This is a genomic window from Pelomonas sp. Root1217 (genome assembly GCF_001425705.1).
Taxonomy (GTDB): Bacteria; Pseudomonadota; Gammaproteobacteria; order Burkholderiales; family Burkholderiaceae_C; genus Pelomonas.
Genome location: NZ_LMDC01000001.1, coordinates 423,425 through 447,811, shown reverse-complemented (window position 1 = coordinate 447,811; position 24,387 = coordinate 423,425). Strand labels below are relative to the sequence as shown.

At 67.3% G+C, this 24,387-nt stretch carries 22 protein-coding genes; 13 read left to right on the top strand and 9 right to left on the bottom strand.

The genetic code is table 11. The features are described 5' to 3' along the window. Positions 1-17: 17 nt before the first annotated feature. A complete protein-coding gene (gene polA, locus ASC95_RS02140; protein WP_057296138.1) occupies positions 18-2,780 on the bottom strand; it encodes a DNA polymerase I in 2,763 nt (920 codons plus the stop codon). 42 nt (positions 2,781-2,822) lie between these two features. On the opposite strand from polA, the gene ASC95_RS02135 reads away from it, so the two are divergent. The 4 genes from ASC95_RS02135 to ASC95_RS02120 all read left to right on the top strand — a co-directional run bounded on the left by ASC95_RS02135 (position 2,823) and on the right by ASC95_RS02120 (position 7,067). After that, positions 2,823-3,116 carry a hypothetical protein gene (locus ASC95_RS02135; RefSeq protein ID WP_057296137.1) on the top strand — a complete coding sequence of 98 codons (294 nt, stop codon included), beginning with the start codon at positions 2,823-2,825 and terminating at the stop codon, positions 3,114-3,116. Positions 3,117-3,150: 34 nt separating this feature from the next. Then, positions 3,151-4,152 (top strand): homoserine kinase, encoded by a 1,002-nt coding sequence (locus tag ASC95_RS02130; protein WP_057296136.1) that lies wholly within the window; start codon positions 3,151-3,153, stop codon positions 4,150-4,152. Continuing rightward, positions 4,149-4,973, top strand: a complete 825-nt coding sequence (locus ASC95_RS02125; protein WP_157255918.1) for a BPSS1780 family membrane protein — start codon at positions 4,149-4,151, stop codon at positions 4,971-4,973. Before ASC95_RS02130 ends, ASC95_RS02125 begins: the two co-directional genes overlap by 4 nt. A gap of 129 nt (positions 4,974-5,102) precedes the next feature. Beyond that, positions 5,103-7,067 (top strand): PhoX family phosphatase, encoded by a 1,965-nt coding sequence (locus ASC95_RS02120; RefSeq protein WP_057296134.1) that lies wholly within the window; start codon positions 5,103-5,105, stop codon positions 7,065-7,067. A 72-nt stretch (positions 7,068-7,139) separates the two neighbouring features. Here the strand turns inward: ASC95_RS02120 and ASC95_RS02115 are convergent, their stop codons facing one another. After that, complete coding sequence (locus tag ASC95_RS02115) at positions 7,140-7,544, bottom strand: HPF/RaiA family ribosome-associated protein (RefSeq protein ID WP_082567421.1); 405 nt, start codon at positions 7,542-7,544, stop codon at positions 7,140-7,142. Positions 7,545-7,913: 369 nt separating this feature from the next. On the opposite strand from ASC95_RS02115, the gene ASC95_RS30340 reads away from it, so the two are divergent. After that, positions 7,914-8,444, top strand: coding sequence for a hypothetical protein (locus tag ASC95_RS30340; protein ID WP_157255917.1), 531 nt, complete (start codon positions 7,914-7,916; stop codon positions 8,442-8,444). 175 nt (positions 8,445-8,619) lie between these two features. Here ASC95_RS30340 and ASC95_RS02105 read toward each other — a convergent pair whose 3' ends face one another. Further along, positions 8,620-9,042: a PaaI family thioesterase gene (locus ASC95_RS02105; protein ID WP_057296132.1), complete on the bottom strand. Its 423-nt coding sequence runs from the start codon at positions 9,040-9,042 to the stop codon at positions 8,620-8,622. Positions 9,043-9,107: 65 nt separating this feature from the next. On the opposite strand from ASC95_RS02105, the gene ASC95_RS02100 reads away from it, so the two are divergent. Further along, a complete protein-coding gene (locus ASC95_RS02100) occupies positions 9,108-9,920 on the top strand; it encodes a class I SAM-dependent methyltransferase (RefSeq protein WP_056198489.1) in 813 nt (270 codons plus the stop codon). 151 nt (positions 9,921-10,071) lie between these two features. Here ASC95_RS02100 and ASC95_RS02095 read toward each other — a convergent pair whose 3' ends face one another. Continuing rightward, on the bottom strand, positions 10,072-12,459 hold the full coding sequence (locus tag ASC95_RS02095; protein WP_057296131.1) for a UvrD-helicase domain-containing protein: 2,388 nt from the start codon (positions 12,457-12,459) through the stop codon (positions 10,072-10,074). A 105-nt stretch (positions 12,460-12,564) separates the two neighbouring features. Between ASC95_RS02095 and ASC95_RS02090 the strand changes: the two genes are divergently transcribed. After that, positions 12,565-13,302, top strand: a complete 738-nt coding sequence (locus tag ASC95_RS02090) for a YdiY family protein (RefSeq protein WP_057296130.1) — start codon at positions 12,565-12,567, stop codon at positions 13,300-13,302. Between the two features lie 22 nt (positions 13,303-13,324). Here the strand turns inward: ASC95_RS02090 and ASC95_RS02085 are convergent, their stop codons facing one another. Beyond that, on the bottom strand, positions 13,325-13,585 hold the full coding sequence (locus ASC95_RS02085; RefSeq protein ID WP_369820586.1) for a hypothetical protein: 261 nt from the start codon (positions 13,583-13,585) through the stop codon (positions 13,325-13,327). Positions 13,586-13,678: 93 nt separating this feature from the next. On the opposite strand from ASC95_RS02085, the gene ASC95_RS02080 reads away from it, so the two are divergent. The 5 genes from ASC95_RS02080 (at position 13,679) to ASC95_RS02060 (ending at position 19,235) form a co-directional block, all read left to right on the top strand. Then, positions 13,679-14,626 carry a bifunctional helix-turn-helix transcriptional regulator/GNAT family N-acetyltransferase gene (locus tag ASC95_RS02080; protein WP_057296128.1) on the top strand — a complete coding sequence of 316 codons (948 nt, stop codon included), beginning with the start codon at positions 13,679-13,681 and terminating at the stop codon, positions 14,624-14,626. 131 nt (positions 14,627-14,757) lie between these two features. After that, positions 14,758-17,151, top strand: coding sequence for a bifunctional diguanylate cyclase/phosphodiesterase (locus ASC95_RS02075; protein ID WP_082567420.1), 2,394 nt, complete (start codon positions 14,758-14,760; stop codon positions 17,149-17,151). Beyond that, complete coding sequence (locus tag ASC95_RS02070) at positions 17,067-17,456, top strand: YchJ family protein (protein WP_162250728.1); 390 nt, start codon at positions 17,067-17,069, stop codon at positions 17,454-17,456. Before ASC95_RS02075 ends, ASC95_RS02070 begins: the two co-directional genes overlap by 85 nt. Further along, positions 17,453-18,157 carry a pseudouridine synthase gene (locus ASC95_RS02065; RefSeq protein ID WP_235537661.1) on the top strand — a complete coding sequence of 235 codons (705 nt, stop codon included), beginning with the start codon at positions 17,453-17,455 and terminating at the stop codon, positions 18,155-18,157. Before ASC95_RS02070 ends, ASC95_RS02065 begins: the two co-directional genes overlap by 4 nt. Positions 18,158-18,236: 79 nt before the next feature. Next, entirely contained in the window at positions 18,237-19,235 is a 999-nt protein-coding gene (locus ASC95_RS02060) for a zinc-dependent alcohol dehydrogenase family protein (RefSeq protein ID WP_057296126.1), read from the top strand. 30 nt (positions 19,236-19,265) lie between these two features. Here the strand turns inward: ASC95_RS02060 and ASC95_RS02055 are convergent, their stop codons facing one another. Both ASC95_RS02055 and ASC95_RS02050 read right to left on the bottom strand, forming a co-directional pair. Further along, on the bottom strand, positions 19,266-20,012 hold the full coding sequence (locus ASC95_RS02055) for an ABC transporter substrate-binding protein (protein WP_057296125.1): 747 nt from the start codon (positions 20,010-20,012) through the stop codon (positions 19,266-19,268). Between the two features lie 52 nt (positions 20,013-20,064). Continuing rightward, complete coding sequence (locus ASC95_RS02050; protein ID WP_057296124.1) at positions 20,065-21,990, bottom strand: CocE/NonD family hydrolase; 1,926 nt, start codon at positions 21,988-21,990, stop codon at positions 20,065-20,067. A 96-nt stretch (positions 21,991-22,086) separates the two neighbouring features. Here ASC95_RS02050 and ASC95_RS02045 point away from each other — a divergent pair, with 96 nt between their 5' ends. Further along, the gene (locus ASC95_RS02045; RefSeq protein ID WP_057296123.1) at positions 22,087-22,953 is read left to right on the top strand and encodes an ADP-polyphosphate phosphotransferase; all 867 of its coding nucleotides are present in this window, start codon (positions 22,087-22,089) and stop codon (positions 22,951-22,953) included. Here the strand turns inward: ASC95_RS02045 and ASC95_RS02040 are convergent. Continuing rightward, positions 22,950-24,026: a sialidase family protein gene (locus tag ASC95_RS02040; RefSeq protein WP_057296122.1), complete on the bottom strand. Its 1,077-nt coding sequence runs from the start codon at positions 24,024-24,026 to the stop codon at positions 22,950-22,952. The genes ASC95_RS02045 and ASC95_RS02040 overlap by 4 nt on opposite strands. A 4-nt stretch (positions 24,027-24,030) precedes the next feature. Further along, positions 24,031-24,300, bottom strand: coding sequence for a MoaD/ThiS family protein (locus tag ASC95_RS02035; protein ID WP_057296121.1), 270 nt, complete (start codon positions 24,298-24,300; stop codon positions 24,031-24,033). Between the last annotated feature and the right edge of the window lie 87 nt (positions 24,301-24,387).

The following is a 24,387-nucleotide window of genomic DNA, read 5'->3' as shown; positions in this document are numbered from 1 at the left end:
TTGCGGCAGGCCGAAAATCAGTGCGCTTCTTCCCAATTCGTCCCCACGCCCACCTCGGCCAGCAGCGGCACTTTGAACTCGGCCACGCCGGCCATCAGGCGCGGCACCTCGGTGCGCATCCAGTCCAGTTCGGCCTCGGGCACCTCGAAAACCAGCTCGTCGTGCACCTGCATGACGATCTTGGACTGCCTGCCCGCGCGATCCAGTTCGGCCTGCACCGCCAGCATGGCCAGCTTGATGAGGTCGGCGGCCGTGCCCTGCATGGGCGCATTGATGGCCTGGCGCTCGGCGCCGGCGCGGCGCGGGCCGTTGCCACCGCGGATCTCGGGCAAATAGATGCGCCGGCCGAACAGCGTCGACACATAGCCAAGCTCGGCCGCGCTCGCCTTGGTCTCGTCCATGTATTTCTTCACGCCGGCAAAGCGGGTGAAATAGCGCTCGATGTAGTCCTTGGCCGCCTTCTGCTCGATGCCCAGCGCCGAGGCCAGGCCGAAGGCGCCCATGCCGTAGATGAGGCCGAAGTTGATGGTCTTGGCGTAGCGGCGCTGCTCACTGGATACGTCGCCCAGCGCGACGCCGAACACCTCGCTGGCGGTCGCCTTGTGCACGTCCTGCCCTTCCTGGAAGGCGCGCAGCAGGCCCGGGTCCTCGCTGATGTGAGCCATGATGCGCAGCTCGATCTGCGAGTAGTCGGCGCTGACGATCCTGTAGCCCTCGGGCGCCACGAAGGCCTCGCGCACGCGCCGCCCTTCCGCCGTGCGGATGGGGATGTTCTGCAGATTGGGCTCGTTGCTGGACAGCCGCCCGGTCACGGCCACGGCCTGCGCATAGTTGGTGTGCACGCGGCCGGTGTGGGCGTTGATCTGCAGCGGCAGCTTGTCGGTGTAGGTGCTCTTGAGCTTGGACAGGCCGCGGTATTCGAGGATCTTGGCCGGCAGCGGAAAGTCGGCGGCCAGTTCGGTCAGCACCTCTTCGTCGGTGGACGGTGCACCGGTGGCGGTCTTCTTGACGACCGGCAGGCCCAGCTTGCCGAACAGGATGTCGCCGATCTGCTTCGGTGAGCCGATGTTGAAGGGCTGGCCGGCGATCTCGTAGCACTGCTGCTCCAGCAGCACCAGGCGTTGGCCGATCTCATGGCTTTGCAGCTTCAGCCGTTCGGAGTCGATCAGCACGCCGTTGCGCTCCACCCGCGCGAGCAGGTCGGCCGTGGGCATCTCGATGTCGCGGTAGATGTGCGTCATGCCAGCGTCGGCCTCGATCTGCGGCCACAGCACGCTGTGCAGATGCAGGCACATCTCGGAGTCCTCACCCGAGTAGGTCGTGGCCTTGGCCACATCGACCTGCGCGAACGGGATCTGGTGCGCGCCCTTGCCGCACAAGTCCTCGTAGCTCAGGCCCTTGCGGCCCAGGTGGCGCTCGGCGAGCGCTTCCAGGTTGTGGGTCTTGTGAGCTTCCAGCACATAGCTCTGCAGCAGCGTGTCGTGCTGTACGCCGGCGAGGTTGACGCCATGGTTGAGCAGCACATGGCGGTCGTACTTCAGGTTCTGGCCGATCTTCTTGGCCGACGCATCCTCCAGCCAGGGCTTGAGCCGCGCCAGCACGGCGTCCAGCGGCAACTGCTCGGGCGCGTCCGGGCCGCTGTGGGCCAGCGGGATATAGGCGGCTTCGCCGGGCTTGTCGGCAAAGGAGATGCCGACGATGCGCGCGGCCATCGGGTCCAGCGAGTCGGTCTCGGTGTCCAGCGCACACAGCGGCGCAGCGTGCAGGCGGATGAGCCAGGCTTCCAGCTGCTCGAAGGTCAGGATGGTTTCGTACTGGCGAGCGACGTCCGAAGCACCGGCGGGCGGCTCCGGCTCGTCGAACAGGCCCGGGTTGTCCACCGGCGCCGCCTTGGGCTTGGGCACGACCGCGGTGCCGGTCAGCTCTTCCAGCCAGGCCTTGAAGCCGTTGCGCACATAGAACTCGCCCAACCGCGCCTTGTCCGGCTCGCGGAAGGCCAGCTCCTCCAGCTTGGGCCAGCCCGGCACGTGTTCGGCCAGTTCGCAATCCACCTTCACGGTGACCAGCTTGCGACCCATGGGCAGCCAGTCCAGCGCGGCGCGCAGGTTTTCGCCGGCCTTGCCCTTGATCGCCGGGGCCGCGGCGATGACGCCGTCCAGCGAGCCGTATTCGGACACCCACTTCGCCGCGGTCTTGGGGCCGACGCCGGTCACGCCCGGCACGTTGTCCACGGTGTCGCCCATCAGCGTCAGGTAGTCGATGATGCGATTGGGCGGCACGCCGAACTTCTCCAGCACGCCGGCCTCGTCCAGCCGCTCGTTGCTCATCGTGTTGATGAGCTCCACGTCGGCGTTGACCAGCTGGGCCAGGTCCTTGTCGCCGGTCGACACGATGACGCGATGACCTTCCTGGGCCGCGATGCAGCACAGCGTGCCGATGACGTCGTCCGCCTCGACGCCGGGCACCGTCAGCGTCGGCCAGCCCAGCAGTTTCACGACCTCGTGGATAGGCTCGATCTGCGCGCGCAGCTCCGGCGGCATGGGCGAGCGTTGGGCCTTGTATTCCGGATACCAGTCGTCGCGGAAAGTCTTGCCCGGCGCATCGAACACGCAGACGGCGTGGGCTGCGCCGATGTCGCTCTGCAGTTTTTTCAGCATGGCCACCATGCCACGCACCGCCCCAGTGGGCTGGCCCTCGGGGCCGCGCAGGTCGGGCATGGCGTGGAAGGCGCGATACAGATAGCTGGAGCCGTCGACCAGCAGCAGGATGGGTTTACTCATGGCGACGGATTGTCCGGCAGCCCGCCACCTAGAATCGGCAGCATGTTGCGCCTTGCCGTACCCCTGCTGCTCGCTGCCCTGTGTGGCGGCGCCCTCGCTGACCCGCCGCCCGAGCCCAAGGTCGAGCGCACCGTGGCCGAGGACGATCAGGTCCGTATCGAGGAGCTGAAGGTGCGCGGCGAATCCAAGAAGGTCACGGTCAAGAACAAACTGACCAAGGCACCGGACTACGAAATCGTCGTCAACGACGCAGGTCGCGAATCGGCCGGCGGTACGGGCACTGGGCTGCCCAAGAGCGGCTCGGGCACACGGGTCTGGCGAGTTCTCAAATTCTGATCGCAAGCGGCCCTCGCGGCCGCTTTCTGGACCCATGGCCGTTTTCACCGAAGTCAGCCCGGCGCAGGCGCAAGCCCTGCTGGACCATCTCGCCCTCGGGCAACTCAGCTCGCTGCGCGGCATCGGCGCGGGCATCGAGAACACGAACTACTTCGTCGATTGCCAGGATGCCCATCAAAGTGGCCACTATGTCCTGACGCTGTTCGAGCGCCTGACGGCCGAGCAACTGCCCTTCTACCTGCGCCTGATGCAGCACCTGGCCCAGCGCGGCGTGCCAGTCCCTGAACCGCACGCGGACGCCGCCGGCGAGATCCTCTTCGAGGTGGCCGGCAAGCCCGCGGCCATCGTCGACCGCCTGCATGGCGGCCACCAGCTGGCACCCGACGCCTTCCACTGCAGCCAGGTGGGCGCCACGCTGGCACGCATGCACCTGGCGGCCCAGGATTTCCCGCTCCACCAGCCCAATCTGCGCGGCCTGGCCTGGTGGCGCGAGGTGGTGCCGCAGCTCCTGCCTTTTCTGAGCGGCCCCGAAGCCGAGCTGCTGCAAAGCGAGCTGGCCTACCAGGAACAGCTCGCCGCGTCGCAGGACTACGCCCAGCTCGCACGCGGCCCCATCCACGCCGACCTGTTCCGCGACAACGTCATGTTCGAGCCCGGCGAGGGCCCCGGCCGCGAGCGCCTGACGGGCTTCTTCGACTTCTACTTCGCCGGCGTCGACACCTGGCTCTTCGACCTCGCCGTCTGCCTGAACGACTGGTGCATCGACCTGACCGACGGCCGCCTCATCGAGGAGCGCGCCGCCGTGTTCGTCGCCGCCTATGAAAGCGAGCGGCCGCTGTCGGGTGCCGAGCATCGCCTGCTGCCGGCCTTGCTGCGCGCGGCGGCACTGCGCTTCTGGGTGTCGCGCCTCTTTGACCTGCATTTGCCGCGCGAGGCCAGCCTGCTCAAGGCCCACGACCCCCGCCACTTCGAGCGGGTGCTGCGCGAGCGCATCGCCAAGCCCTGGCACGCACTGCACGGCGGGGTCGGCGAATGACGATGCAGCTGCATCTGCAGCAGGTGCCGGCCGGCAACGGGCGGCTCTGGATACGCCATGGTTTCAAGATCTTCCGGCGCCAGCCGCTGGCCTTCTCGGGCCTGCTGGGCCTGGCGCTGCTGGTTTCCATGCTGCTGGGCGCGCTGCCCTTCGTCGGCCCCATGCTGGGCCTGATGGCCATTCCAGTCTGCTCGCTGGGCTTCATGCTGGCCACGCACCTGGCGCTGCAGCGCAAGATGCCCCATGTGGACGTCTTCATCGCCCCCTTCCGGCTGACGCCTGAACGGCGCCGCCACCAGTTCGTGCTGTGCACGGGGTTCGCGCTGGTCATGCTGCTGATCCTGCTGCTGGCCGACCAGATCGACGGCGAGGTCACCCACGAGCTGATGGAGTTGATGAAGCGCGATGCGAACGCCGACGCGATCGCCGTCATCGCGGCCGACCCGCGGCTGATCTGGGGCTTCGTGGTCCGTGCAGTCGGCATGACCGCACTGTCGATCCCCTACTGGCATGCGCCGGCCCTGGTGCACTGGGGTGGGCAGAGCGCCGCCCAGTCGCTGTTCTCCAGCACGCTGGCGCTGTGGCGCAACAAGGGCGCCTTCACCGTGAACGCGCTGCTGTGGGCGGCACTGATGTTTGCCTGCAGCGGCGTCATCAGCGTGGTCTTCGGCCTGCTCGGCCTGTTGCAGTTCGCGCCGCTGGCTTCGGTGGCCTGCTTCCTGGTGCTCGCGACGGTGTTCTACGCCTCGCTTTACTTCAGCTTTGTCGACTGCTTCATGTTCGGCGCGCCGCCGAACCTGCTCGACGACTCGAAGGGCTGACCCTTCGCTGGGTCGGCCGCGTTTTCACGCGGCCGACATGCAAGCTCCCTACATTGCGCGGCTTGTGCCAGGCCGGCGCACAGTTGTGTACGGGCCTGGCTGTGCAGTCCCTGAACAGCAGCCGCCAACATGTCCCAGACCCTGAATCGCCGCCACGCCCTGAAGTACATGGGCGTCCCCCTGATGCTCCCCCTCGGCGGCACCGCCGTCGCCGGTCTGTTGACCGGTTGCGGCGGTGGCAGCGACGACGACAAAGCCCCCGCCCCCAGCTTCGCGTCCGCCAGCTTCGTCGCGATGGCCGCCCCCAGCCTCGCCACCCCGGCCGACATGGCCAAGACCCTCGTCAACTCGACGCTGATGGTCAAGTTCAGCGACGACAGCACCCAGGGCTTCTCGCTGTCGTATGCCCCCTTCTTCACGACGGGCGACCCCGTCCCCGACGGCAAGGGCGGCACCCTGCTGGCCGGCGGCTATGTCGACTTCGCCGGCAAGCCCATCATCGACGCGACGGTGGTCGACAAGACCCGCCAGTTCTTCAGCGATTCGCCCGACGGCACTTCACTGCTCAAGCTCGACAACGCGACCGTTGCCGGCGTCAAGGGCAACGCCGTCTTCGCCGTCGTGCAGTTCGAATACACGACCTGGGCCCAGGACGGCAAGACCGACATGTACGGCAAGCTGCCTTCGCCCATAGCCGTGCTGACGCTGGACCAGGACCCCGCCACGGGCAAGCTGTCGCTCGTGAAGTACCACAACGTCGACACCGCGCCCGCCATGGGCCTGTGGATCACCTGCGGCGCCAGCCTGTCGCCCTGGGGCACCCACCTGTCCAGCGAGGAGTACGAGCCCGACGCCTTCACCATCGCCGGCAACGCGCAGTTCAAGGCCTATAGCAAGAACCTGTTCGGCAGCGAAACCCAGGCCAACCCCTACCACTACGGCCACCTGCCCGAAGTGACGGTCAACCCCGATGGCACCGGCACCATCAAGAAGCACTACTGCCTGGGCCGTATCTCGCATGAGCTGATCCAGGTCATGCCCGACAACCGCACCGCCATCATGGGCGACGACGCGACCAATGGCGGCTTCTTCATGTTCGTGGCCGACAAGGAGAAGGACCTCTCCGCCGGTTCGCTGTTTGTGGCCAAGTTCGGCGCCGGCTTCTCGCTGGACACGGCTGCCGCCGGCGCGCCCATCAGCTGGATCAAGCTCGGCTCGGCCACCAGCGCGGAGATCAAGGCCCTGGCCGACACGCTCAAGGCCACCGACATCATGGACGTGGCCACCACCGACCCGCTGGACGCCAGCTTCACCAAGATCTGGCTCAGCGGCAAGGTGCAGTGGGTGCGCGTGAAGGCCGGCATGGACAAGGCCGCCGCCTTCCTCGAAACCCACCGCTACGCCGCGCTCAAGGGCGGCTCGATGGCCTTCACCAAGATGGAGGGCACGACCGTCAACGCCAAGGACAAGATCGCCTACTCCGCGCTGCAGAACATGCAGAGCTCCATGGTGCGCGGCAACGCCGCCTGGAACGAGGCCGCCAACATCACCATCGACAAGGCCCTGAACGCCGGTGGCGTGCTGGCCCACACGCTGAGCACGGGCCAGAAGGACACGGCAGGCGGTGCCATCACCAGCGACTGGGTGCCGTCACTGACCAAGACCCTGCTCATCGGCGAAGACCTCGCCACGGCGGATGCGCTGGGCAACCTCGCCAATCCCGACAAGATCGGCGCGCCGGACAACCTGAAGTTCTCGGAGAAGCTGCGCACCCTCTTCATCGGCGAGGACAGCAGCTACCACGTCAACAACTTCGTCTGGGCCTACAACGTCGACACCAAGACGCTGACCCGCCTCGTGTCCATGCCTTCGGGCGCCGAAGCGACCGGCCTGGGCGTGGTGGACGACTTGAACGGCTGGACCTACATCACCAGTAACTTCCAGCATCCCGGCGACTGGGGCGTGCCGCTGCACAACGTGGTCAAGGCCACGCTGGACCCACTGGTGCGCGCCAACTACAAGGACCGCTTCGGTGCCCAGGTGGGCTATCTGACGGGCGCCGTCACCAGCGTAAAGCTGGCCAAGATCGGCTGATTGCAGGCGTGTGACCGAAGGGCTGCGTGAGCAGCCCTTTCTCGTGGGTCATTGCGCCCGGCACCTATCGCATCACCATGGCTCGGCCGCAGGCTGCACGCCCTCGCCGAACTCGCGGGCCACGTCGGCACTCAGCTCACCGGTGCCCGCATGGCGCCGCTGGCGGTCCTGCTGCTTGCCCAGCGCCGATTCGAGGGCCCTCGTCAACTTGTCGGCCGCGCCCTCGATGGCCTGGTGCATGCTTTCGGCCTGGTGCTTGACCGCGATGTTCTTCAGCCCCACCACGCGCGCCTCCAGCAGGCAGCGCATGTCGTCAGGGCCCGATTTCTCGCCGCTGTTCATGTCGCCCAGATGCGCCTCCACATGCGTCACCTGGCCCTTGTAGTGGTCGACCGCGCCGCGGATCACGCTCTCGACATGCTCAATCAGCTTCTCACGGCCCTCCACGTGGTTGTCGGTCTCGATTTGCACCTGCATTGCATTCCTTTCGGCGTACGGAAGTCGCGCGCTTGAAAGAAAAGGGGCAAGCGGCATGCCGTGCGGCGCTTCTGTGCGTCCTGCGAGGTCCGTGACGGCGGTGGGCGACAGTTGCCGGCGGGAACTGGCATTGTCGAGCCCCGCTTTGAGGCAGTGCTCAAATATTGGGCAAGAATCGCTACGAGTTAGCTCCTAATGACACAACTCCTTCGCGCCGAATCCGCGGACGATCTACGGTGCAAATTAGCTCTCCTACGCATTGACGTCTCACCTCGCTCGGCGGGCCGCACAAAGGAGCAGACTGAGCGATTCAGCATCGCTCATCTTCTAGCGTCGCTTCCTCCAGATCGTCTTGCTTTTCCACTCACCGTGGAGCACCGAGATCGGCCCGACTGCGTTGTGACATCCAATGGGAGTTCGATCGGAATCGAGCTAACTGAGGCGATCTCAGAAAACGTTGCTCGCGCTTCCGTCCTGCGTCAGGCCGGTGTCGGTCCCTCGGTGTACTTCATTCCTCGTGCCCTGCCGGGCGAGCCATCGAAAAGCACCGCCGAGCTTCGAAGGGAGATCGAGCTAGACAAAGCAGGTCCTCCATGGATAGGCGACGAGCCAGAGCGTGAATGGGCCGCTGCTATGTTGCACTTCACAACCGTCAAAGTTGAGAAGGCGCACAAGGCCGGCTATTCGCTGCATCGCCGTAACTGGCTGCTTATCTATGACAACTGGTCTTTACCCAGAGTTCACTATGCGGAAGCAAGCGCAATTCTTGCTGCCAAGTGCTCCGAGGCCAACGTCTTTGCCACTTTCGATAGAGTGTTCGTGCTCGGCTCGAAGCTCCTGTGTGAAGTCGGAAAAACCGTCCAGATTCACGAAGTCCGAAGTCCTCGCGTTGAGAGCTAGCCCCTTCAAACTTTGCCTGACGGCGCTAAATCAACCGTTGAGCGGTTGCTTTCCAGCGATCCACTTCGGCTGAGATTATTTCCGCTTCGGGTCGGTGGCGGCTATTCAAATGCTTGGGCCAGCCAACAGGTTGCGCCGCATCCCACCGCGCCAGCGCGCTCGAAAGCGAAGGCTCTCAGCGCTCCCGCGGAATCGCGTAGGTGCCCGTCGCATGAGCCACCGGCTCGTCCTCGCCCTCCGAGAAGATCCACACCTCGCCCACGGCCAGCGACTTGCCCAGCTTCATCAGCCGGCAACGCGCGATGACACGCCGGTCGGCGCGCGGCTTGCGCAGGAAGTTGATCGAGAGATTCGTCGTAACCGCGAGCGGCACGATGCCGATGCGCGCCAGGATGGCGAGGTAGAGGGCCACGTCGGCCAGCGTCATCATGACTGGGCCCGACACCGTGTTGCCGGGGCGGAGCTCGCGCTCGCCCACCGGATGGGCGACGACGACGCTGCCGTCCTCGTCCACCTCCTCGAGCGTGCAGCGGTTCTGCGGGAATTCGGCCTTCAGAAAGGCCAGCAGCTGCGCATGTGAGGGGCGGTGTTCAGACATGGCGTTTTGCAAGCAATTGCGAGGGAAGCGGCCGCCAGCCTAGCACCGCGTCCAGAATGACCCGCATGAACCTCGCCGACCGGGGCTTCACTGGCTCCATCCCCCAACTCCATGAGCACTATCTGGTGCCCATGCTCTTCGATCCCTATGCCGAGGACCTGGCCGCGCGGGCAGCTGCGTTGCGCCCGGGGCGGTTGCTGGAGATCTCTGCAGGCACCGGCGTGCTGACGCGCCATCTCGTCGGGGAGCTGCCCGACAACGTCGACATTGTGGCCAGCGAACTCAACGCCACCATGCTGGACATGGCGGCCACCCGTGGCACAGACAGGCCCGTCGAGTGGCGGTTGGCCGATGCGGCGCAGTTGCCCTTTGCCGACGAGAGCTTCGACCTCGTCGCCTGCCAGTTCGGCGTCAGCCTCTTCGCCGACCGGCCGCGCGCCTTTGCCGAGATCCGCCGCGTGCTCAGGGCCGACGGCGTGTTCCTCTTCAACGTCTGGGATCACCTCGACAGCAACGAGCTGGCCGAGACGATCACGCAGGCCCTGGCCCAGGCCTTCCCGGACGACCCGCCGCGCTTCCTCGCGCGCGCGCCGCACGGCTGCCACGACATTCACGCACTGCGCCAGGAGCTCAGCGACGCCGGCTTCGAGCACGAGGCGGACTTCGTCACGCTGCCGCTGCGCGCCTGCGCGGAGTCACCCTCTCAGCCGGCCCTGGGCTTCTGCCAGGGCACGCCGTTGCGCGCCGAGATCGAGAAGCGCGCGCCGGGCCGCCTGCCCGAGATGACGGCCCTCGCGGCCCGCGCCATCGCCGACCGCTTCGGCGTCGGCGCCATCGACTCGCGCATGCAGGCCCACGTGGTGATCGTGGGGCACTGAAGCCCCTCGCCCAACCTCGCAGCGCTGAACGCGCGCGAGTCTGGTCGGTCCCCCGAGGGGACGGCGATGCTCGCGGCATCGAGCCGCGAGCACATCGCCAACCGGGCCGGCTCGGGAGCGGCCCAGCGCTCGGCCCGAAGATCCCGCCGACTCAGTCTATTGGGGTGAGCTTCGCAACTGAAAGAGCCAGCCATTTCGTGCCATGCCGGCCGAAGTTCACCTGCGCCCGCGCATCCGTGCCCGAGCCTTCCAGCGTCAGCAGCACGCCTTCGCCGAACTTGTTGTGGAAGACGCCCTTGCCCACGCGCAGGCCGCCGTGCTCCTCGGACACCTTCTGCTTCATGCTGGCCGGCACGGGTGGCTCCACCCAGGCGGCCCTTTCTCCACGATTGGGCACATTGCCCGCGCCCACCATGCCCTTGAGCCCCGAGCCCCGCTGCCAGGCCTGCTGGTACTCGCGCGCAAAGCCCGAGCCGAAGCCCTGGTTGCGCGGCGTCAGCCACTTCAGCGCCTCCTCGGGCAGCTCGTCGAAGAAACGACTCTTGATGTGATAACGCGTCTGTCCGTGCAGCATGCGGGTCTGGCAGAAACTCAGTGACAGCTTCTTGCGCGCCCGCGTGATGGCCACGTACATGAGGCGGCGCTCTTCCTCCAACCCGTCATGGTCGGACATGGAGTTCTCGTGCGGGAACAGCCCTTCTTCCAGGCCCGTGATGAAGACCGCATCGAACTCCAGGCCCTTGGCCGAGTGAACGGTCATTAGCTGTACGGCATCCTGGCCCGCCTGCGCCTGGTTGTCGCCGGCTTCCAGCGAGGCGTGCGTCAGGAAGGCGACCAGCGGCGACATGATCTCGCCGGTCTCGGCATCGGGTACCGCGCCTGGCGTGCCCGTGGATTGCACGCTTGGGGCCACTTCGTCCACCGGCAGACCGACGGCGTTCTTGCCGAAGCCCTCCTGCATGACGAAGGCCTCGGCCGCGTTGATCAGTTCGTCCAGGTTTTCCAGCCGCTCGGCGCCGTCCTTGTCGGTGCGGTAGAAGTCCAGCAAGCCCGAGGTCTCCAGCACCTGCTCGATGATCTCGCGCAGCGTCATGCCTTGCGTGAGGTTGCGCGTCGAGTCGATCAGGTTGGTGAAGGCGACCAGATTGGCGCCGCCCTTGCCGGTGATGGCGCCCACGCTCTGGTAGAGGCTGCGGCCTGAGGCCTTGGCGGCGTCCTGCAGGTTCTCCAGCGTCTTGGCGCCGATGCCGCGCGTCGGAAAGTTGACGACGCGCAGGAAGCTGGTGTCATCGCTCGGGTTCTCCAACAGGCGCAGATAAGCCAGCGCATGCTTGACCTCGGCGCGCTCGAAGAAGCGCAGGCCGCCGTAGACGCGATACGGAATGCCGGAGTTGAACAGCGCCGACTCGATGACCCGCGACTGCGCGTTGCTGCGGTAGAGGATGGCGATCTCCTGCCGGTCCATGCCGCCGCGGTGCAGGCTCTGGATCTCCTCGATGACCCACTGCGCCTCGGCGAAGTCGCTCGGCGACTCCTGCACGCGAATCGGGTCGCCCAGGCCGGCGTCGGTGCGCAGCGTCTTGCCCAGGCGCTGGCTGTTGCGGCTGATCAGCTCGTTGGCGGCGTCCAGGATGTGGCCGAAGCTGCGGTAGTTCTGCTCCAGCTTGATGACTCGTCTGACGCGGTACTCGCGTTCGAAATCGGCCATGTTGCCGACGCGGGCACCGCGAAAGGCATAGATGCTCTGGTCGTCGTCGCCCACCGCCAGGATGCTCTGGCCGCTTCCCACACCCGGCGGCGCGAACATCTTCAGCCAGGCGTACTGCAGCTTGTTGGTGTCCTGGAACTCGTCGACGAGGATGTGGCGAAACCGATGCTGATAGTGCTCGCGCACTGCCGCGTTGTCGCGCAGCAGTTCGTAGCTGCGCAGCATCAGTTCGGCAAAGTCCACCACGCCTTCGCGCTGGCATTGGTCCTCGTAGTTGGCGTAGATCTCGACGAGGGTCTTGGTCTGCTCGTCACGCTGCTCCACGTCGCCGGGGCGCTGGGCCTCTTCCTTGCGGCCGGCAATGAACCAGCCGACCTGCTTGGGCACAAAGCGCTCCTCGTCCAGCTTCATCGCCTTGATGACACGCTTGACGGCCGAGGTCGTGTCGCTCGCGTCCAGGATCTGGAAGGCCTGGGGCAGGTTGGCCAGCTTCCAGTGCGCGCGCAGGAAGCGGTTGCACAGGCCGTGGAAGGTGCCGATCCACATGCCGCGCACATTGAAGGGCAGCATGGTGGACAGCCGCGTCAGCATCTCCTTGGCGGCCTTGTTGGTGAAGGTCACGGCCATGATGCCGCCAGGGCTGACCTGGCCGGTCTGCAGCAGCCAGGCGATGCGGGTGGTCAGCACACGGGTCTTGCCCGAGCCGGCACCGGCCAGGATCAGGGCGGGTTCCGGCGCCGCGGTCACTGCGGCCAGTTGTTCGGGGTTGAGATTGCGCAGCAGGGGGCTGGAAGCAGCGTCGACCACAGCGTCGACAGGGGAAGAAGTCATCCCGGCATTCTAGGGAAGCCCCTCGTTACAGCCTGGCCGGCGCCCGCCGCTGACCGTGCGGGGTCGTTGGGGATACTGCTGGTTTTCCCCTAAAGCGCTTTCGGAATGCCACGTCTCACTCTCGCCCTCGGCACCATCGCCCTCACCCTCGCCTCGCAGGCCACCCAGGCCCAGGACACGCCCGACGGCAAATGGCATGGCGGGCTCAGCGTCTCCGGCGCATTGGCCAGCGGCAACAGCAGCAGTCGCACCCTCGCCGCCAATGCGGATGCCAGCGTCGCGACGGTCGAAGACAAGCTCAGCCTCTTCGGCATCGCCAACTACGGCCGCAACAAGAACGCGGGCGTAGACACCACCACCGCCGACCTGCTGCGCCTGGGCGGCCGCTACGACTTCAACTTCGGCCCGCAGTGGTTCTCCTTCGGCGGTGCAGACGCCGAGACCAACAAGGCCGGTGGCGTGCGCGACCGCTACAGCCTCAACGGCGGTCTTGGCTACCACCTGGTGAAGGACGATGCCACCAACTGGGACATCTTCAGCGGTGTCGGCTACACGGTCACCCGCCTCACCGACGGCAGCTCGGCCAATGGCGCGCAAGTGCTGTTCGGCGAAGAGTCCAGCCACAAGGCCAGCGAGACGACGACGCTGAAGCAGCGTCTAGTCTACTACCCCGGCGGCGGCGACCTCGGCAACCGCGCCACCTTCGACGCCGGGCTGGCCACGCAGATCAGCGGAGCCTGGACGCTCAACGCCGGCCTGTCCAGCCGCTACACCAGCCGCGTGCCCGTGGGCACCAAGAAGACGGACAACCTGCTGACCATGGGCTTCGGCTACAAGTTTTGAACGACGCGGCAAGCGCCGCTCCTCAACGGCCCTTGCGCACCTTGCCGGCCCGGCCCGCCTTGGACCACTCGTAGGCTTCGCCGTCCGGTGTGCGCCCGCCCTCGACCGAGGACACTCCGGGCCGTCCCACGCTCTCGTCCAGCTCCGTGGAGATGCTGACGTGGCGATGCCCTGCCCTGCGCCGGTCCTCGGCCCAGGCCAGGGCCTGCGTCAGCTCCTTGCTGCTGAAGAACTGGCAGACCGGGGTCGCCTCTTCGCCCTCACCTTCCAGCCAATACACCACGATGCCCAAGCGCGTCTCCGTCTGCGTTGAAGGCCGCAGCGTAGCGGCTCGGCAATTGATTGCCAAAAGCAAGTATTTTGAAGATGATGGCCCATGACCGCCGATCAAGCCCTGGACGTTCGCGCCTTCAACCGCTTCTACACAAGCCGTATCGGCGTGCTGGCGCCCAAGCTGCCTGACAGCGACTTCACGCTGCCCGAGGCCCGGCTGATGTGGGAGCTGGCGCATCACGCGCCGATCAGCGCGGCCGCGCTGAGCAAGAGCCTGCAACTGGACGCCGGCTACATGAGCCGCCTGCTGCGCGGATTGAAGAACCGCGGCCTGCTGGCCAGCCAAGCTCACCCCAGCGACGGCCGCCAGACGCTGCTCAAGCTCAGCGCCGCCGGCAAGCGCGCCTTCGTGCCGCTGGACCGCGCGGGCACGGCCAAGGCCGAGGCGATGCTGGCCCCCCTGTCCGCCACGCAACGCCACGCACTGCTGGGCTCGATGTCGCGGATCCAGGCCGTGCTGGAGCCCGACGCCGCGGCCGCCGTTGAGTTGCGCGAGCCCCAGCCCGGCGACCTCGGCTGGATCGTGGAGCGGCACGGCGCCTTCTATGCCGCCGAATACGGCCTGGACACACACTTCGAGGCGCTGGTGGCGCGCATCTGCGCCGACTTCGTCGACCGCTTCCAGCCCCAACGCGAGGCCTGCTGGATTGCCGCGCGAGGCACCGAGCGCCTGGGCTGCGTGATGCTCGTGCAGGCGCGCAATGAAACCCGAGATGGGACCGTCGGCAAGCCGCGCCCCGGCGTCGCCAAGCTGCGCCTGCTGTTGCTGGAGCCCCATGCGCGGGGCCTTGGCCTGGGCAAGCGCCTGGTTCGCCAGTGCAGCGACTTTGCTCGCGCCGCCGGCTACAAGCGCATCGAGCTGTGGACGCAGAGCGCATTGACCGCCGCCCGCGCCATCTACGCGGTGGAGGGCTATCGGCTGGTGCACAGCGAGCCCGTGAACAGCTTTGGCCAGGACGTCATCAGCGAAACCTGGGAACTGACCCTCTAGCGCCCCGCACCAGTCCTGTGCGGGCCATTGCACGCTTGCGGGGCTCCTGACCGCGTACACCGCTGCAGCCGTGCGGTTCTGCGCATTCCGGACCGACCTGGTGCTGGCATGCGATTTGCGCAGTGACCGCGATGACAAGCAATCGGGAAGTCTGCACGCCGACCGCATCCATGCAGCCAGGGCCGCCGCGACACCTTCCCGCACCCGTTGCTGCCTGCCCTCAGCACCTGGAACAGGCCGCCGGCTTCGGCCAGTGGTGGTACGACCCGCAGACTGGCGTCACTCATCTTTCGCCCACGGCGGCCGAATACCTGGAGATGCCGACCCGTTCGGCCAATGGTCTGGGCGCCTGCCTGGGCCATGTCGTCGAGGACGATCTGCCGGAATTGATCCGGCTCTGGACCGGCGCCAAGCTCCAGCGCCCACTGGACATCCGCGTCATCGGCCTGGCCCGCGGCCTGCGCTGGCTGCGCGTGACGCCACTGCCCACTGACCCGGCGCGGCCGCGCTGGCACCACGGCCTGCTGCAAGACGTGACCGCCCTCACCCACGCGGCCGTGCGCGAGCGCCTGGGCTATGCGTTGACCGAATACCTGATCGGCACCCACACGCTGGAGGATGCGATCAGCAACGTCATCCAGCTGATCTGCCGCAATCTCGGCTGGGAATGGGGTGCCTACTGGAGCATGGAGGACGGCGGTGGCCGCCTGCATTGCCGGCACTTCTGGCACCAACCCGACGCGCGGCTCGAACAATTCAGCGCGGTGAGTTCGACACTGAAGATGGCGCCCGGCGAGGGCCTGGTTGGCCGCGTCTGGGCCACGGGCAGCGCCGAGTGGGTGGAGGACATGAGCACCGACCCGCGCTTCCTGCGCCGTGGCAGCGCGCAGATGTGCGGGCTGTGGTCGGGCTATGTGTTCCCGGTCACCTATGTGTCGGACAACGGCGAACGCCACCGCCCCGGCGTGCTGGAGTTCTACAGCAGCCTGGCCCGCCAGCCCGAGGCCCAGCTGCCCAAGGTCTCGGCCACCATCGGCGCGCTGATCGCCCAGACCGCGCAACGCCTGGAGACCGAGGCCGTCATCCACCGCCTGGCCCAGATCGACGAGATGACCGAGCTGGACAACCGCGCCCACTTCTACGCCCAGCTGAACCGCCACTGCGCGTTGAGCCACCGCCAGGGCCGCCGCTTTGCGCTGATGTTCATTGACCTGGACCGCTTCAAGCCCATCAACGATGCCTTCGGCCACGAGGCCGGCAATGCGGTGCTGCAGGCATTTGCGCAGCGGCTGCGCGAGCTGGCGCCGCCGCCAGCCCGCGTCGGCCGCTTGGGCGGCGACGAGTTTGCGGTGCTGGTGCCTGACAGCGGCGACGAGCAGGCCCTGGCGGCCCTGGCCGATGCCGTGCTTGCCGCCGCCAGCCGCCCCATCAGCTACGAGGGCGTGGCGCTGACCGTGTCCGCCAGCATTGGCGTCAGCCGCTTTCCCGAGAACGGCCAGACCGGCCCCGAGCTGCTGCGCAGCGCCGACGCGGCCATGTACCGCGTCAAGCAGAACGGCCGCAACGGCAGCAATGTCTTCTCGACCAGCAGCCCCGACACCCTGGCCCAGCAGCGCGCCAAGCTGGCCCAGCGCCTGTCCATCGAGACCGAACTGCACGAGGCGCTGCAGGCCGGGCAGCTGCGCCTGGTCTACCAGCCCATCGTCGACATCGCCACCGGCGCGCTGCACGGCGCAGAGGCGCTGATCCGCTGGCAAAAGCCCGATGGCACGACGGTGCCGCCGGACGTGTTCATTCCGATCGCCGAGCAGAGCGACCTCATCGTCGACATCGGCCGCTGGGTGCTGGGCCAGGCCCTGCGCGACCTGGCCTCGCTCAAGGGCGGCGCACTGGAGAAGCTCAAGGTCCACGTCAACATGGCGGCGTCCGAGTTCACGAGCAGTGCCCTGCCCGAGATGCTCGGCGCCATGTCGACCGGGCTCGAAGTGCCGGCCTCCCAGGTGGTGCTGGAGCTCACCGAAGGCATGCTGATGCGCCAGCCGGAACAGGTCAGGCGCGTCATGCACCAGCTGCGCGAAATCGGCTTCGAGATCTCGCTGGATGACTTCGGCATGGGCCACTCGTCGCTGGCCATGCTGAAAAGCCTGCCCATCAGCTCGCTGAAGATCGACCGCTGCTTCGTGCGCGACCTGGCCACGGGCGAGCGTGACCGCGCCATTGCCCAGACCATCGTCGACCTCGGCCGGCACCTGCAGCTTGAGGTCATTGCCGAGGGCATCGAGAGCGCAGACCAGCTCGAGGTGCTGGGCCAATGCGGCTGCGCTTTCGGCCAGGGCTATCTGCTCGGCCGGCCGTTGCCTTTGCCAAGGCTCATCGAGTCTTTTCCCGACGGCCGCTCGGCCGCTGATACCCCCGCTAGAGTGCCGACATGGACACCTCCATGCCCTGCCCCTGCGGTCGCCGCGCCGCCTATGCCCACTGCTGCGGCGCCCTGCACGAGGCCTTTGCGGCTGGTCAGGGCCTGACCGCAGCCACGCCCGAAGCGCTGATGCGCTCGCGCTACTCGGCCTTCGCGCTGGACCTGCGCGACTATCTGCTGGCGAGCTGGCATGCGAGCACGCGACCTGCCGAGTTGGAGGCGCCCGAGCCGGAGCTGAAATGGCTGGGCCTTGACGTGAAGCGCACCGCGATGCAGGACGCCGATCACGGCAGCGTCGAGTTCGTCGCCCGCAGCAAGCTCGGCGGCCGGGCGCATCGGCTGCATGAAGTGAGCCGCTTCGTGCGCGAGAACGGCGAATGGTTCTATGTCGATGGCGACTTGAAAAATTGACTCTGACCCTGCTTTATCAGGACGAGCATCTCGTCGCCATCGACAAGCCACCCGGCCTGCTGGTGCACCGCACCCAGCTCGCAGCTGGCGAGGACGAAGCCGCGCTGCAGTTGCTGCGCGACCAGCTCGGCCGCCCAGTCTGGCCCGTGCACCGTCTGGACCGGGGCACCTCGGGCGTGCTGCTATTTGCGCTGTCAACAGAGGTTGCTTCGCTGCTCGGCGCGATGTTCGAGCAGGGGCTGATGCAAAAGAGCTACCTCGCGCTTGCACGTGGCTGGCCGCAGGAAGACGCCGGTCTCATCGACCATCCGCTGGCGCGCGACCCTGAGCAGCCGTCGGCGGGGCAGACGATGCTGGCGGCGCAGACCCGCTGGCGCGTGCTGGAGCGCATCGAGTGGGCACTGGCCACCGACCCGCGCTTCCCCAACACCCGCGTCGCCCTGCTCGAAGCCGAACCGTTGCAAGGCCGCCGCCATCAGATCCGCCGCCATCTGAAGCACATCGCCCATCCCATCCTCGGCGATGCAACGCATGGCAAGGGGCCGCTCAATCGAGCCGTCGCAGCCTTCCTGGGCACACAGCGGCTGTGGCTGCATGCGCGCGAGCTGAAGCTGGTCCACCCGGTCACTGGATCGCCACTGCAACTGGAGGCGCAGCCGGGCGCCACCTGGCCCGGCATTGACAGGGACTGGACGGGTTGAAACCCTGTCGCGTCGGCGATGCCACGACGCACCGGGCGGGCTCAGAATCGCCCGTTCCATCCAATAGCAGGAGACCGGCATGACGATCCAGGGCATCAAGGCGCAATACGAACAACGCGGGCCGGTGCCGCAGGACGTCATCGGGGCCCTGCCCTTCGAGCCGCCCGCACCCGGCGCCGGCCAGGCCCTCGTCGCCGTGCTTGCCGCACCCATCAACCCGTCGGACGTGCTGATGCTGACCGGTGGCTACGGCATCCTGCCGCCGCTGCCGGCTGTGGGCGGCAGCGAGGGCGTGGGCCGTGTCGTGGCCGTCGGTGAGGGTGTGACTCATCTGACTGCAGGCCAGACGGTTCTGCTGCCCGCCGGCAGCGGCACCTGGGCCAGCCATCTCGTCGCCGACGCCAAACGCCTCGTGCCGCTGCCGGCCGGTGCCGATGCGCAGCAGCTGTCCATGCTGACCGTCAATCCGGCCACGGCTTCGCTGATGCTGTCGGAGTTCGTCACGCTGCAGCCGGGCGACTGGGTCATCCAGAACGTCGCGAACTCTGGCGTCGGCGGCTATCTCACGCAGCTCGCCAAGCTGCGCGGCCTGCGCACCGTCAACATCGTGCGGCGCGAGGGCGCAGCAGCGGTTGTGAAGGCGGACGGCGGCGACGTGGTGCTGGTGGATGGCGACGACCTGGCCAAGCGCGTCAAGGAGGCCGTGTCGGGTGCGCCGATCCGCTTAGGGATAGACGCCGTCGGCGGCAAGGCGACCAACCGGCTGGCCAGCTGCGTCGCCGAGGGCGGCACCGTCGTCAACTACGGCCTCATGAGCGGCGAGCCCTGCGTGGTGTCGCCGCAGTCCTTTGTCTTCAATGACCTGACGCTGCGGGGCTTCTGGCTGGCCAAGTGGTTCCGCGTCGCATCGCGCGAGGCGCAGATGGCGCTGTATAGCGAGCTGACCCGGCTGATCGCCACCGGCCAGCTGAAGGCGCGCATCCATGCGACCTACCCGGTAGAGCAGATCAAGGAAGCCATCGCTGCTGCCGCGACCGGCGAGCGCGACGGCAAGATCCTTGTCGTGCCCAGGCATTGAGTCCGCCGGAGCCGCGGCGGGCACCGCTCTCTAGCGTCTCGGCACCGAGCCCAGCCAGCGCGCACGGATGCGCTGAAGCTCGCCACGCGACTCCAGGCGCTGGATGGCCTGGTTGAAGGCGCGCAGGTCGGCCTCGGTCAGCGACTTGCGGCTGAGCTTGTAGGTGACGGGGTCGCGCAGCAGGTGGATGGGCAGCTCGATGAGGGGCACGTCGGCGGCGCGCGCGGCAAAGGCGATGGCGACGCTGTCGCCGAGCAGCACATCGCCGCGGCCGATCTGCATCAGCTGCACGCCCATGGCGTACTCCTCGAACCAGCTCAGCAGGCCGCGGGCCTTGAAGTCGTTGATGATGGGCACCAGGGCCGGCCCGCGGTGGGTGACAAGGCGCAGGTTGGCGCGCAACAGTTCATCCAGCGAATGCACGTCCATGCGGGCCTCGTCGGCACGCATGAACACGCCCAGCACCTCGTCGCGATAAGGGCGCGTGTACCAGGCGGCGTCAGCGCGGGGTGTCGCGGCGATCAGCAGATCGAGTTGCCCCGCGAGCAGCATGGGCAGGCGGCGGTTGCGCGGCACTTCGCGCACATAGCTGACGCGGCAGCCGGCCTCCTTGGCCACGGCGGCCAGCAGCTCGGTCTCCAGGCCGGTGTGATGGCCGTCGGCCATGAAGGAATAGGGCCGCCAGTCCTCGAAGGGCACACGCAACGGCCGCGTGCAGGCCGCCTGGGCCAGCAGCGGCGCGAACAGCATCAGCGCAAGCAGCAGTCGTCGGAACATCTCGGCTGTGGTCCTTGGCGGCTATCGACTGAGGATAGCCTCGCACGGGGCATCAGTGTGGTTCCAGCACCCTGACGTCAAGCCCCGAGGCCTGGTCGCGCCAGCGGTAGAGTTTCTGCGTCGCGGCCTGGAAGTCCTCGGGCCTCGCGCTGCGGATGGGCACGAAGGTCTGCGGGTTGCGGTCGATGAGCGGGAACCAGCTGCTCTGCACCTGCACCATGATGCGGTGGCCGCGGCGAAAGCTGTGGTTGATGTCCTGCAAGCCGACGCGCAGCTCTTCGACGCGACCCGGCACCATGGCCTCGGGCACCTCGACGCTGTTGCGAAAGCGACCGCGCAGCGGGTCGCCACGCACCAGCTGTTGATAGCCCCCCAAGGGCGCCTCGGGCGGCTCGACGTCCTCGGTGCGCGGCTTGCGCTTCTTCGCGGCTTCGTCTTCCAGCTCGGGCGGATAGACGTCGATGAGCTTGACGACCCAGTCGGCGTCGCTGCCCGTCGTCGAGGCAAACAGGCGCGCGACGATCGGGCCGACGATGGTGGTGTCCTCCTCCAGCACGTCGCTGCGGAAGGTCAGCACGTCCGGCCGGGTGGCCGCAAAGCGCTGGTCGCTGACCATGTATTCCTGCGGCACGCCCAAGCTCGCATAGCCGACGTAGGGCACCGGCTTGTTAGGGTCACTGACCCAGGCATCGAAAGCGGGCTCGATCGCGTCGGGCGGCGCAAAGCTGAGCTTACCGCCGGGCGCGAAGTAGAGGGTTCGCGTCTTGGCTTCAGCAGGCGGCCAGGCGTCGTAGCGGCGCCAGACATTGGTGCCAGTCTCGAAGACGGTCGCCTTCGCGATGGGCGCCTTGGGCGCCACCTCACGAAGATGCTGCTCGAAGAAGGGGAAGAGCACCTCCTTTTGGAACTGCTCGGCGGTGGGCTGCTGGAACTGCACGCGGCCCAGCTGCCGCCCCGGCGCGCCGACCCAGCCGCCGTGCACCCAGGGGCCCATGACGAGGCGGTTATCGGTGGCGGGGCTCTGCCCAGCGATCGCACGGAAGGTGGCCAGCGGGCCGGCCAGGTCCTCGGCGTCGAACCAGCCGCCCACCGTCAGCACGGCGGCGCGGATGTTCTTCAGGTGGGGTGTGATGGCGCGGGACTTCCAGAACTCGTCATAGCGGTCATGCTCCAGCTGCACGTCGAAGTAGGGGTTGGGGCCGCCCTCCTTGGCCAGCCGCCGCGTCAGCGCCTCGAGGTTGCCGTGCTGCAGGTAGAACTCGTAGCCGTCCAGCGTGCCCCAGTCGAACTGCGGCCATTGCTTGGGCGGCGGCACCGGTGCCTGCTGCGGCTTGAAGCCGGTGTAGAAGCCGAAGTTGGCGGCCAGCATGAAGGCGCCGCCGTGATAGCTGTCGTCGCCCTTGAAGAGGTCGGCAATGGGCGCCTGTGGCGACGCGGCCTTGATGGCCGGATGCGAGTCGATGATGGAGGCCGAGGTGTAGAAGCCCGGGTAGGACACGCCCCAGAGGCCGACGCGGCCGTTGTGGCCGGGAATGCGGTCCAGCAGCCATTGCACGCTGTCGTGGGTGTCGGAGCTCTCGTCGACATCGGCCAGGGTCTTCTTGACGGGCTTGTGCGGCGTCATCTCGATGAACTCGCCCTCGGACATATTGCGGCCACGCACGTCCTGGCAGACGAAGATGTAGCCGGCCTTCAGGAACTCCTCGTTCGGCGCCAGGCCCTTGATGCCATCGCGGTCCACGCCATAGGGCCCGCAGCCATAGGGCGTGCGCACCATCAGGAAGGGATAGCGCCGGCTCTGGTCCTTGGGCACGTAGACGGCGGTGAAGAGCTTCCTGCCGTCACGCACCGGCACGCGGTACTCGTACTTGGTGTAGTGCTCGCGCGGTTCGTAGGCCGGCGGCTTGTCGTCGTCGGAGGCACGGACAGCGGAGCCGGCAAAGCCCAGCAGCAACAGGAGGGAGGCGCGCAGCAGCATCGATGGCAGGCGAAACGAGAGAGGGGCGAAGTCTGACACCGCCGCAGTACCTGGCCGCGTTAGGCTGGCATGCCGCCAGCCTGGAGAAAACCCGCCATGACCTTAGACACCGAGGCCTTCCGCGTCGTCCCGGGCGAGAAGCTCAAGCTCAAGCACCGGCCCACGGCGGTCGAGGCCCTGTACCGCGACGAGGACGACTACAAGCGCCAACTGGCCGCGCAGGTCGAGCGCCTGAGCGAGCTGCAGAACCTGCTCTACGCCCACAACCGCTACTCGCTGCTGCTGGTCTTCCAGGCCATGGATGCGGCGGGCAAGGACAGCATCATCAAGCACGTGATGTCGGGCGTTAACCCGCAGGGCTGCCAGGTGTTCAGCTTCAAGCATCCCAGCCCGCAGGAGCTGGATCACGACTTCCTGTGGCGCACGACCCAGTGCCTGCCCGAGCGCGGCCGCATCGGCATCTTCAACCGCTCCTACTACGAGGAGGTGCTGATCGTGCGCGTGCACCCGGAGATCCTCGCGGCCCAGTCGCTGCCGCTGGAGACGACGCGGGCCAAGGACTTCTGGGCCCAACGCTACGACTCCATCAATGGCCTGGAGCGCCACCTGCACCGCAACGGCACGCGCGTGCTGAAGTTCTTCCTGCACCTGTCCCGCGACGAGCAGCGCCGGCGCTTCCTGGCGCGCCTGGACGACCCGAGCAAGAACTGGAAGTTCGCTGCCGCCGACCTCGACGAGCGCGAACAGTGGCCTGCGTACATGAAGGCCTACACGGCGGCGCTGGAAGCGACCAGCAGCGAGCACGCGCCCTGGTACGCCGTGCCGGCCGATGACAAGCGCAATGCGCGCCTGATCGTGTCGCAGGTCATCGTGGACGCGCTGGCGGCGCTGAAGATGAGCTACCCGCCGCCGGCGCTGGACGCCAAGGCCCTGGTCGCGGCGCGCAAGCGTCTGAAGGCCTAGCCGAACTTGACGGCGTAGATCGGCGGCAGGTGGGCCGACACGGCCTGCCAGCTGTCGCCGGCATCGCCGCTGGCCCACAGGCCGCCGGTCGTCGATCCCATCATCAGCTGCTCGCCGCTGTCGTCCACCGCCAGGCCGTGGCGGAAGACCAGGTCGTAGCAGTGCTGCTGGGGCAGGCCGGTGCGCAGGATGTCGAAGCTCTTGCCGCCGTCGCGCGTGCGGGTCACGCACAAAGCTCCGTCAACCGGGATGCGGCGTTCGTCCTTGATGGCGGGCACGAACCAGGCCGTCTGCCCATCCGCCGGATGAGCGGCAACCGCGAAACCGAAGCTCGAGGGCTGCGCCTGCAGCTCTTCCCAGGTTGCGCCGTTGTCGCTGCTGCGGAAGATGCCGCAGTGGTGCTGGCACCAGAGCACGTCGGGTTCGCCGCGGCAGCGGGCGATGAGGTGCGGGTCCTGGGAGTTCTCGTCGCCGGCGAGTTCCGGCGGCATGAAGTCGGCCCGCATGCCCTTGGCCCGCAGTCCCCAGGTCTGGCCGCCGTCGGTGGTGCGCCAGGCACCGCCGCAGGACACGCCCACCAGCAGCTCCTCCGGCTTGGCGGGATGGGGGCAGATGGAATGCAGGGCCGGCGCCGGGTTGCCGCCGCCCATCCACTGCAGGCGGCGCGGATCGTTCCACAGCGTCTCGTCCAGCTGCCAGGACTCGCCGCGGTCGCGGCTGACGAAGAGGCCGCCCGGCACGGTACCGCACCAGATCGCGTCGCCCGAACGCTCCAGCGAAAACACGTGGTCGAGCTTCCAGGCCGGCCCTTCAGCGCCCTCGGGCTGGGGCGGGAAGCTCGGTGCCGCCACTTCCTTCCACGTCCTGCCGGCGTCGTCGCTGGCCTGCAGCTTGGCGCCGAAGTGGCCGAGGTTGAGGCCGGCCAGCATGCGGCCCGAGTCGTCGGGCGGCAGCAGCATGGTGACCGGGTCGGCCACGAAGCTGAGGTTCTCGATGTGCCAGGTGCTGCCACGGTGGCGCAGCTCGAAAAGGCCTTTGCGGGTCGCGGCCCAGGCGCGGTCGTGTGAAGTCATGGTGTCAGCCTCCCGAGAGTGCTTGCAGGACGTGGATGCGGCTGTCGACCCGCAGCGGGTCGCTCAAGGTCCGCAGGTCACGCGCACGCTGGCCGTCGATGAAGACGACCACGTTGACGCGCAGATGGCCCTGCTCGTCGAGGATGTAACCCCGCAGCCGGGGCTGCTCGGCAAACGCGGCATCCAACGCTTCGCGCAGCGTGGACGCTTCGCATTGGCAGGAAGGCGCGTCCACAAAGCGGCGCAACTGAGGGGTGAATTCGACAAGGGCCATGGCAGACGACGAACGACGGCCATCGGATTCGACGACGCCGTACCCCTCAAATATCCCCGGGCTTACCCGCACGGCCAGAATGCGGCC

Coding starts and splice junctions, on each gene's coding strand:
- polA (WP_057296138.1), bottom strand. CDS start 2,780: ATGAGTAAACCCATCCTGCTGCTGGTCGACGGCTCCAGCTATCTGTAT.
- ASC95_RS02135 (WP_057296137.1), top strand. CDS start 2,823: ATGTTGCGCCTTGCCGTACCCCTGCTGCTCGCTGCCCTGTGTGGCGGC.
- ASC95_RS02130 (WP_057296136.1), top strand. CDS start 3,151: ATGGCCGTTTTCACCGAAGTCAGCCCGGCGCAGGCGCAAGCCCTGCTG.
- ASC95_RS02125 (WP_157255918.1), top strand. CDS start 4,149: ATGACGATGCAGCTGCATCTGCAGCAGGTGCCGGCCGGCAACGGGCGG.
- ASC95_RS02120 (WP_057296134.1), top strand. CDS start 5,103: ATGTCCCAGACCCTGAATCGCCGCCACGCCCTGAAGTACATGGGCGTC.
- ASC95_RS02115 (WP_082567421.1), bottom strand. CDS start 7,544: ATGCAGGTGCAAATCGAGACCGACAACCACGTGGAGGGCCGTGAGAAG.
- ASC95_RS02105 (WP_057296132.1), bottom strand. CDS start 9,042: ATGTCTGAACACCGCCCCTCACATGCGCAGCTGCTGGCCTTTCTGAAG.
- ASC95_RS02100 (WP_056198489.1), top strand. CDS start 9,108: ATGAACCTCGCCGACCGGGGCTTCACTGGCTCCATCCCCCAACTCCAT.
- ASC95_RS02095 (WP_057296131.1), bottom strand. CDS start 12,459: ATGACTTCTTCCCCTGTCGACGCTGTGGTCGACGCTGCTTCCAGCCCC.
- ASC95_RS02090 (WP_057296130.1), top strand. CDS start 12,565: ATGCCACGTCTCACTCTCGCCCTCGGCACCATCGCCCTCACCCTCGCC.
- ASC95_RS02080 (WP_057296128.1), top strand. CDS start 13,679: ATGACCGCCGATCAAGCCCTGGACGTTCGCGCCTTCAACCGCTTCTAC.
- ASC95_RS02075 (WP_082567420.1), top strand. CDS start 14,758: ATGACAAGCAATCGGGAAGTCTGCACGCCGACCGCATCCATGCAGCCA.
- ASC95_RS02070 (WP_162250728.1), top strand. CDS start 17,067: ATGCCCTGCCCCTGCGGTCGCCGCGCCGCCTATGCCCACTGCTGCGGC.
- ASC95_RS02060 (WP_057296126.1), top strand. CDS start 18,237: ATGACGATCCAGGGCATCAAGGCGCAATACGAACAACGCGGGCCGGTG.
- ASC95_RS02055 (WP_057296125.1), bottom strand. CDS start 20,012: ATGTTCCGACGACTGCTGCTTGCGCTGATGCTGTTCGCGCCGCTGCTG.
- ASC95_RS02050 (WP_057296124.1), bottom strand. CDS start 21,990: ATGCTGCTGCGCGCCTCCCTCCTGTTGCTGCTGGGCTTTGCCGGCTCC.
- ASC95_RS02045 (WP_057296123.1), top strand. CDS start 22,087: ATGACCTTAGACACCGAGGCCTTCCGCGTCGTCCCGGGCGAGAAGCTC.
- ASC95_RS02040 (WP_057296122.1), bottom strand. CDS start 24,026: ATGACTTCACACGACCGCGCCTGGGCCGCGACCCGCAAAGGCCTTTTC.
- ASC95_RS02035 (WP_057296121.1), bottom strand. CDS start 24,300: ATGGCCCTTGTCGAATTCACCCCTCAGTTGCGCCGCTTTGTGGACGCG.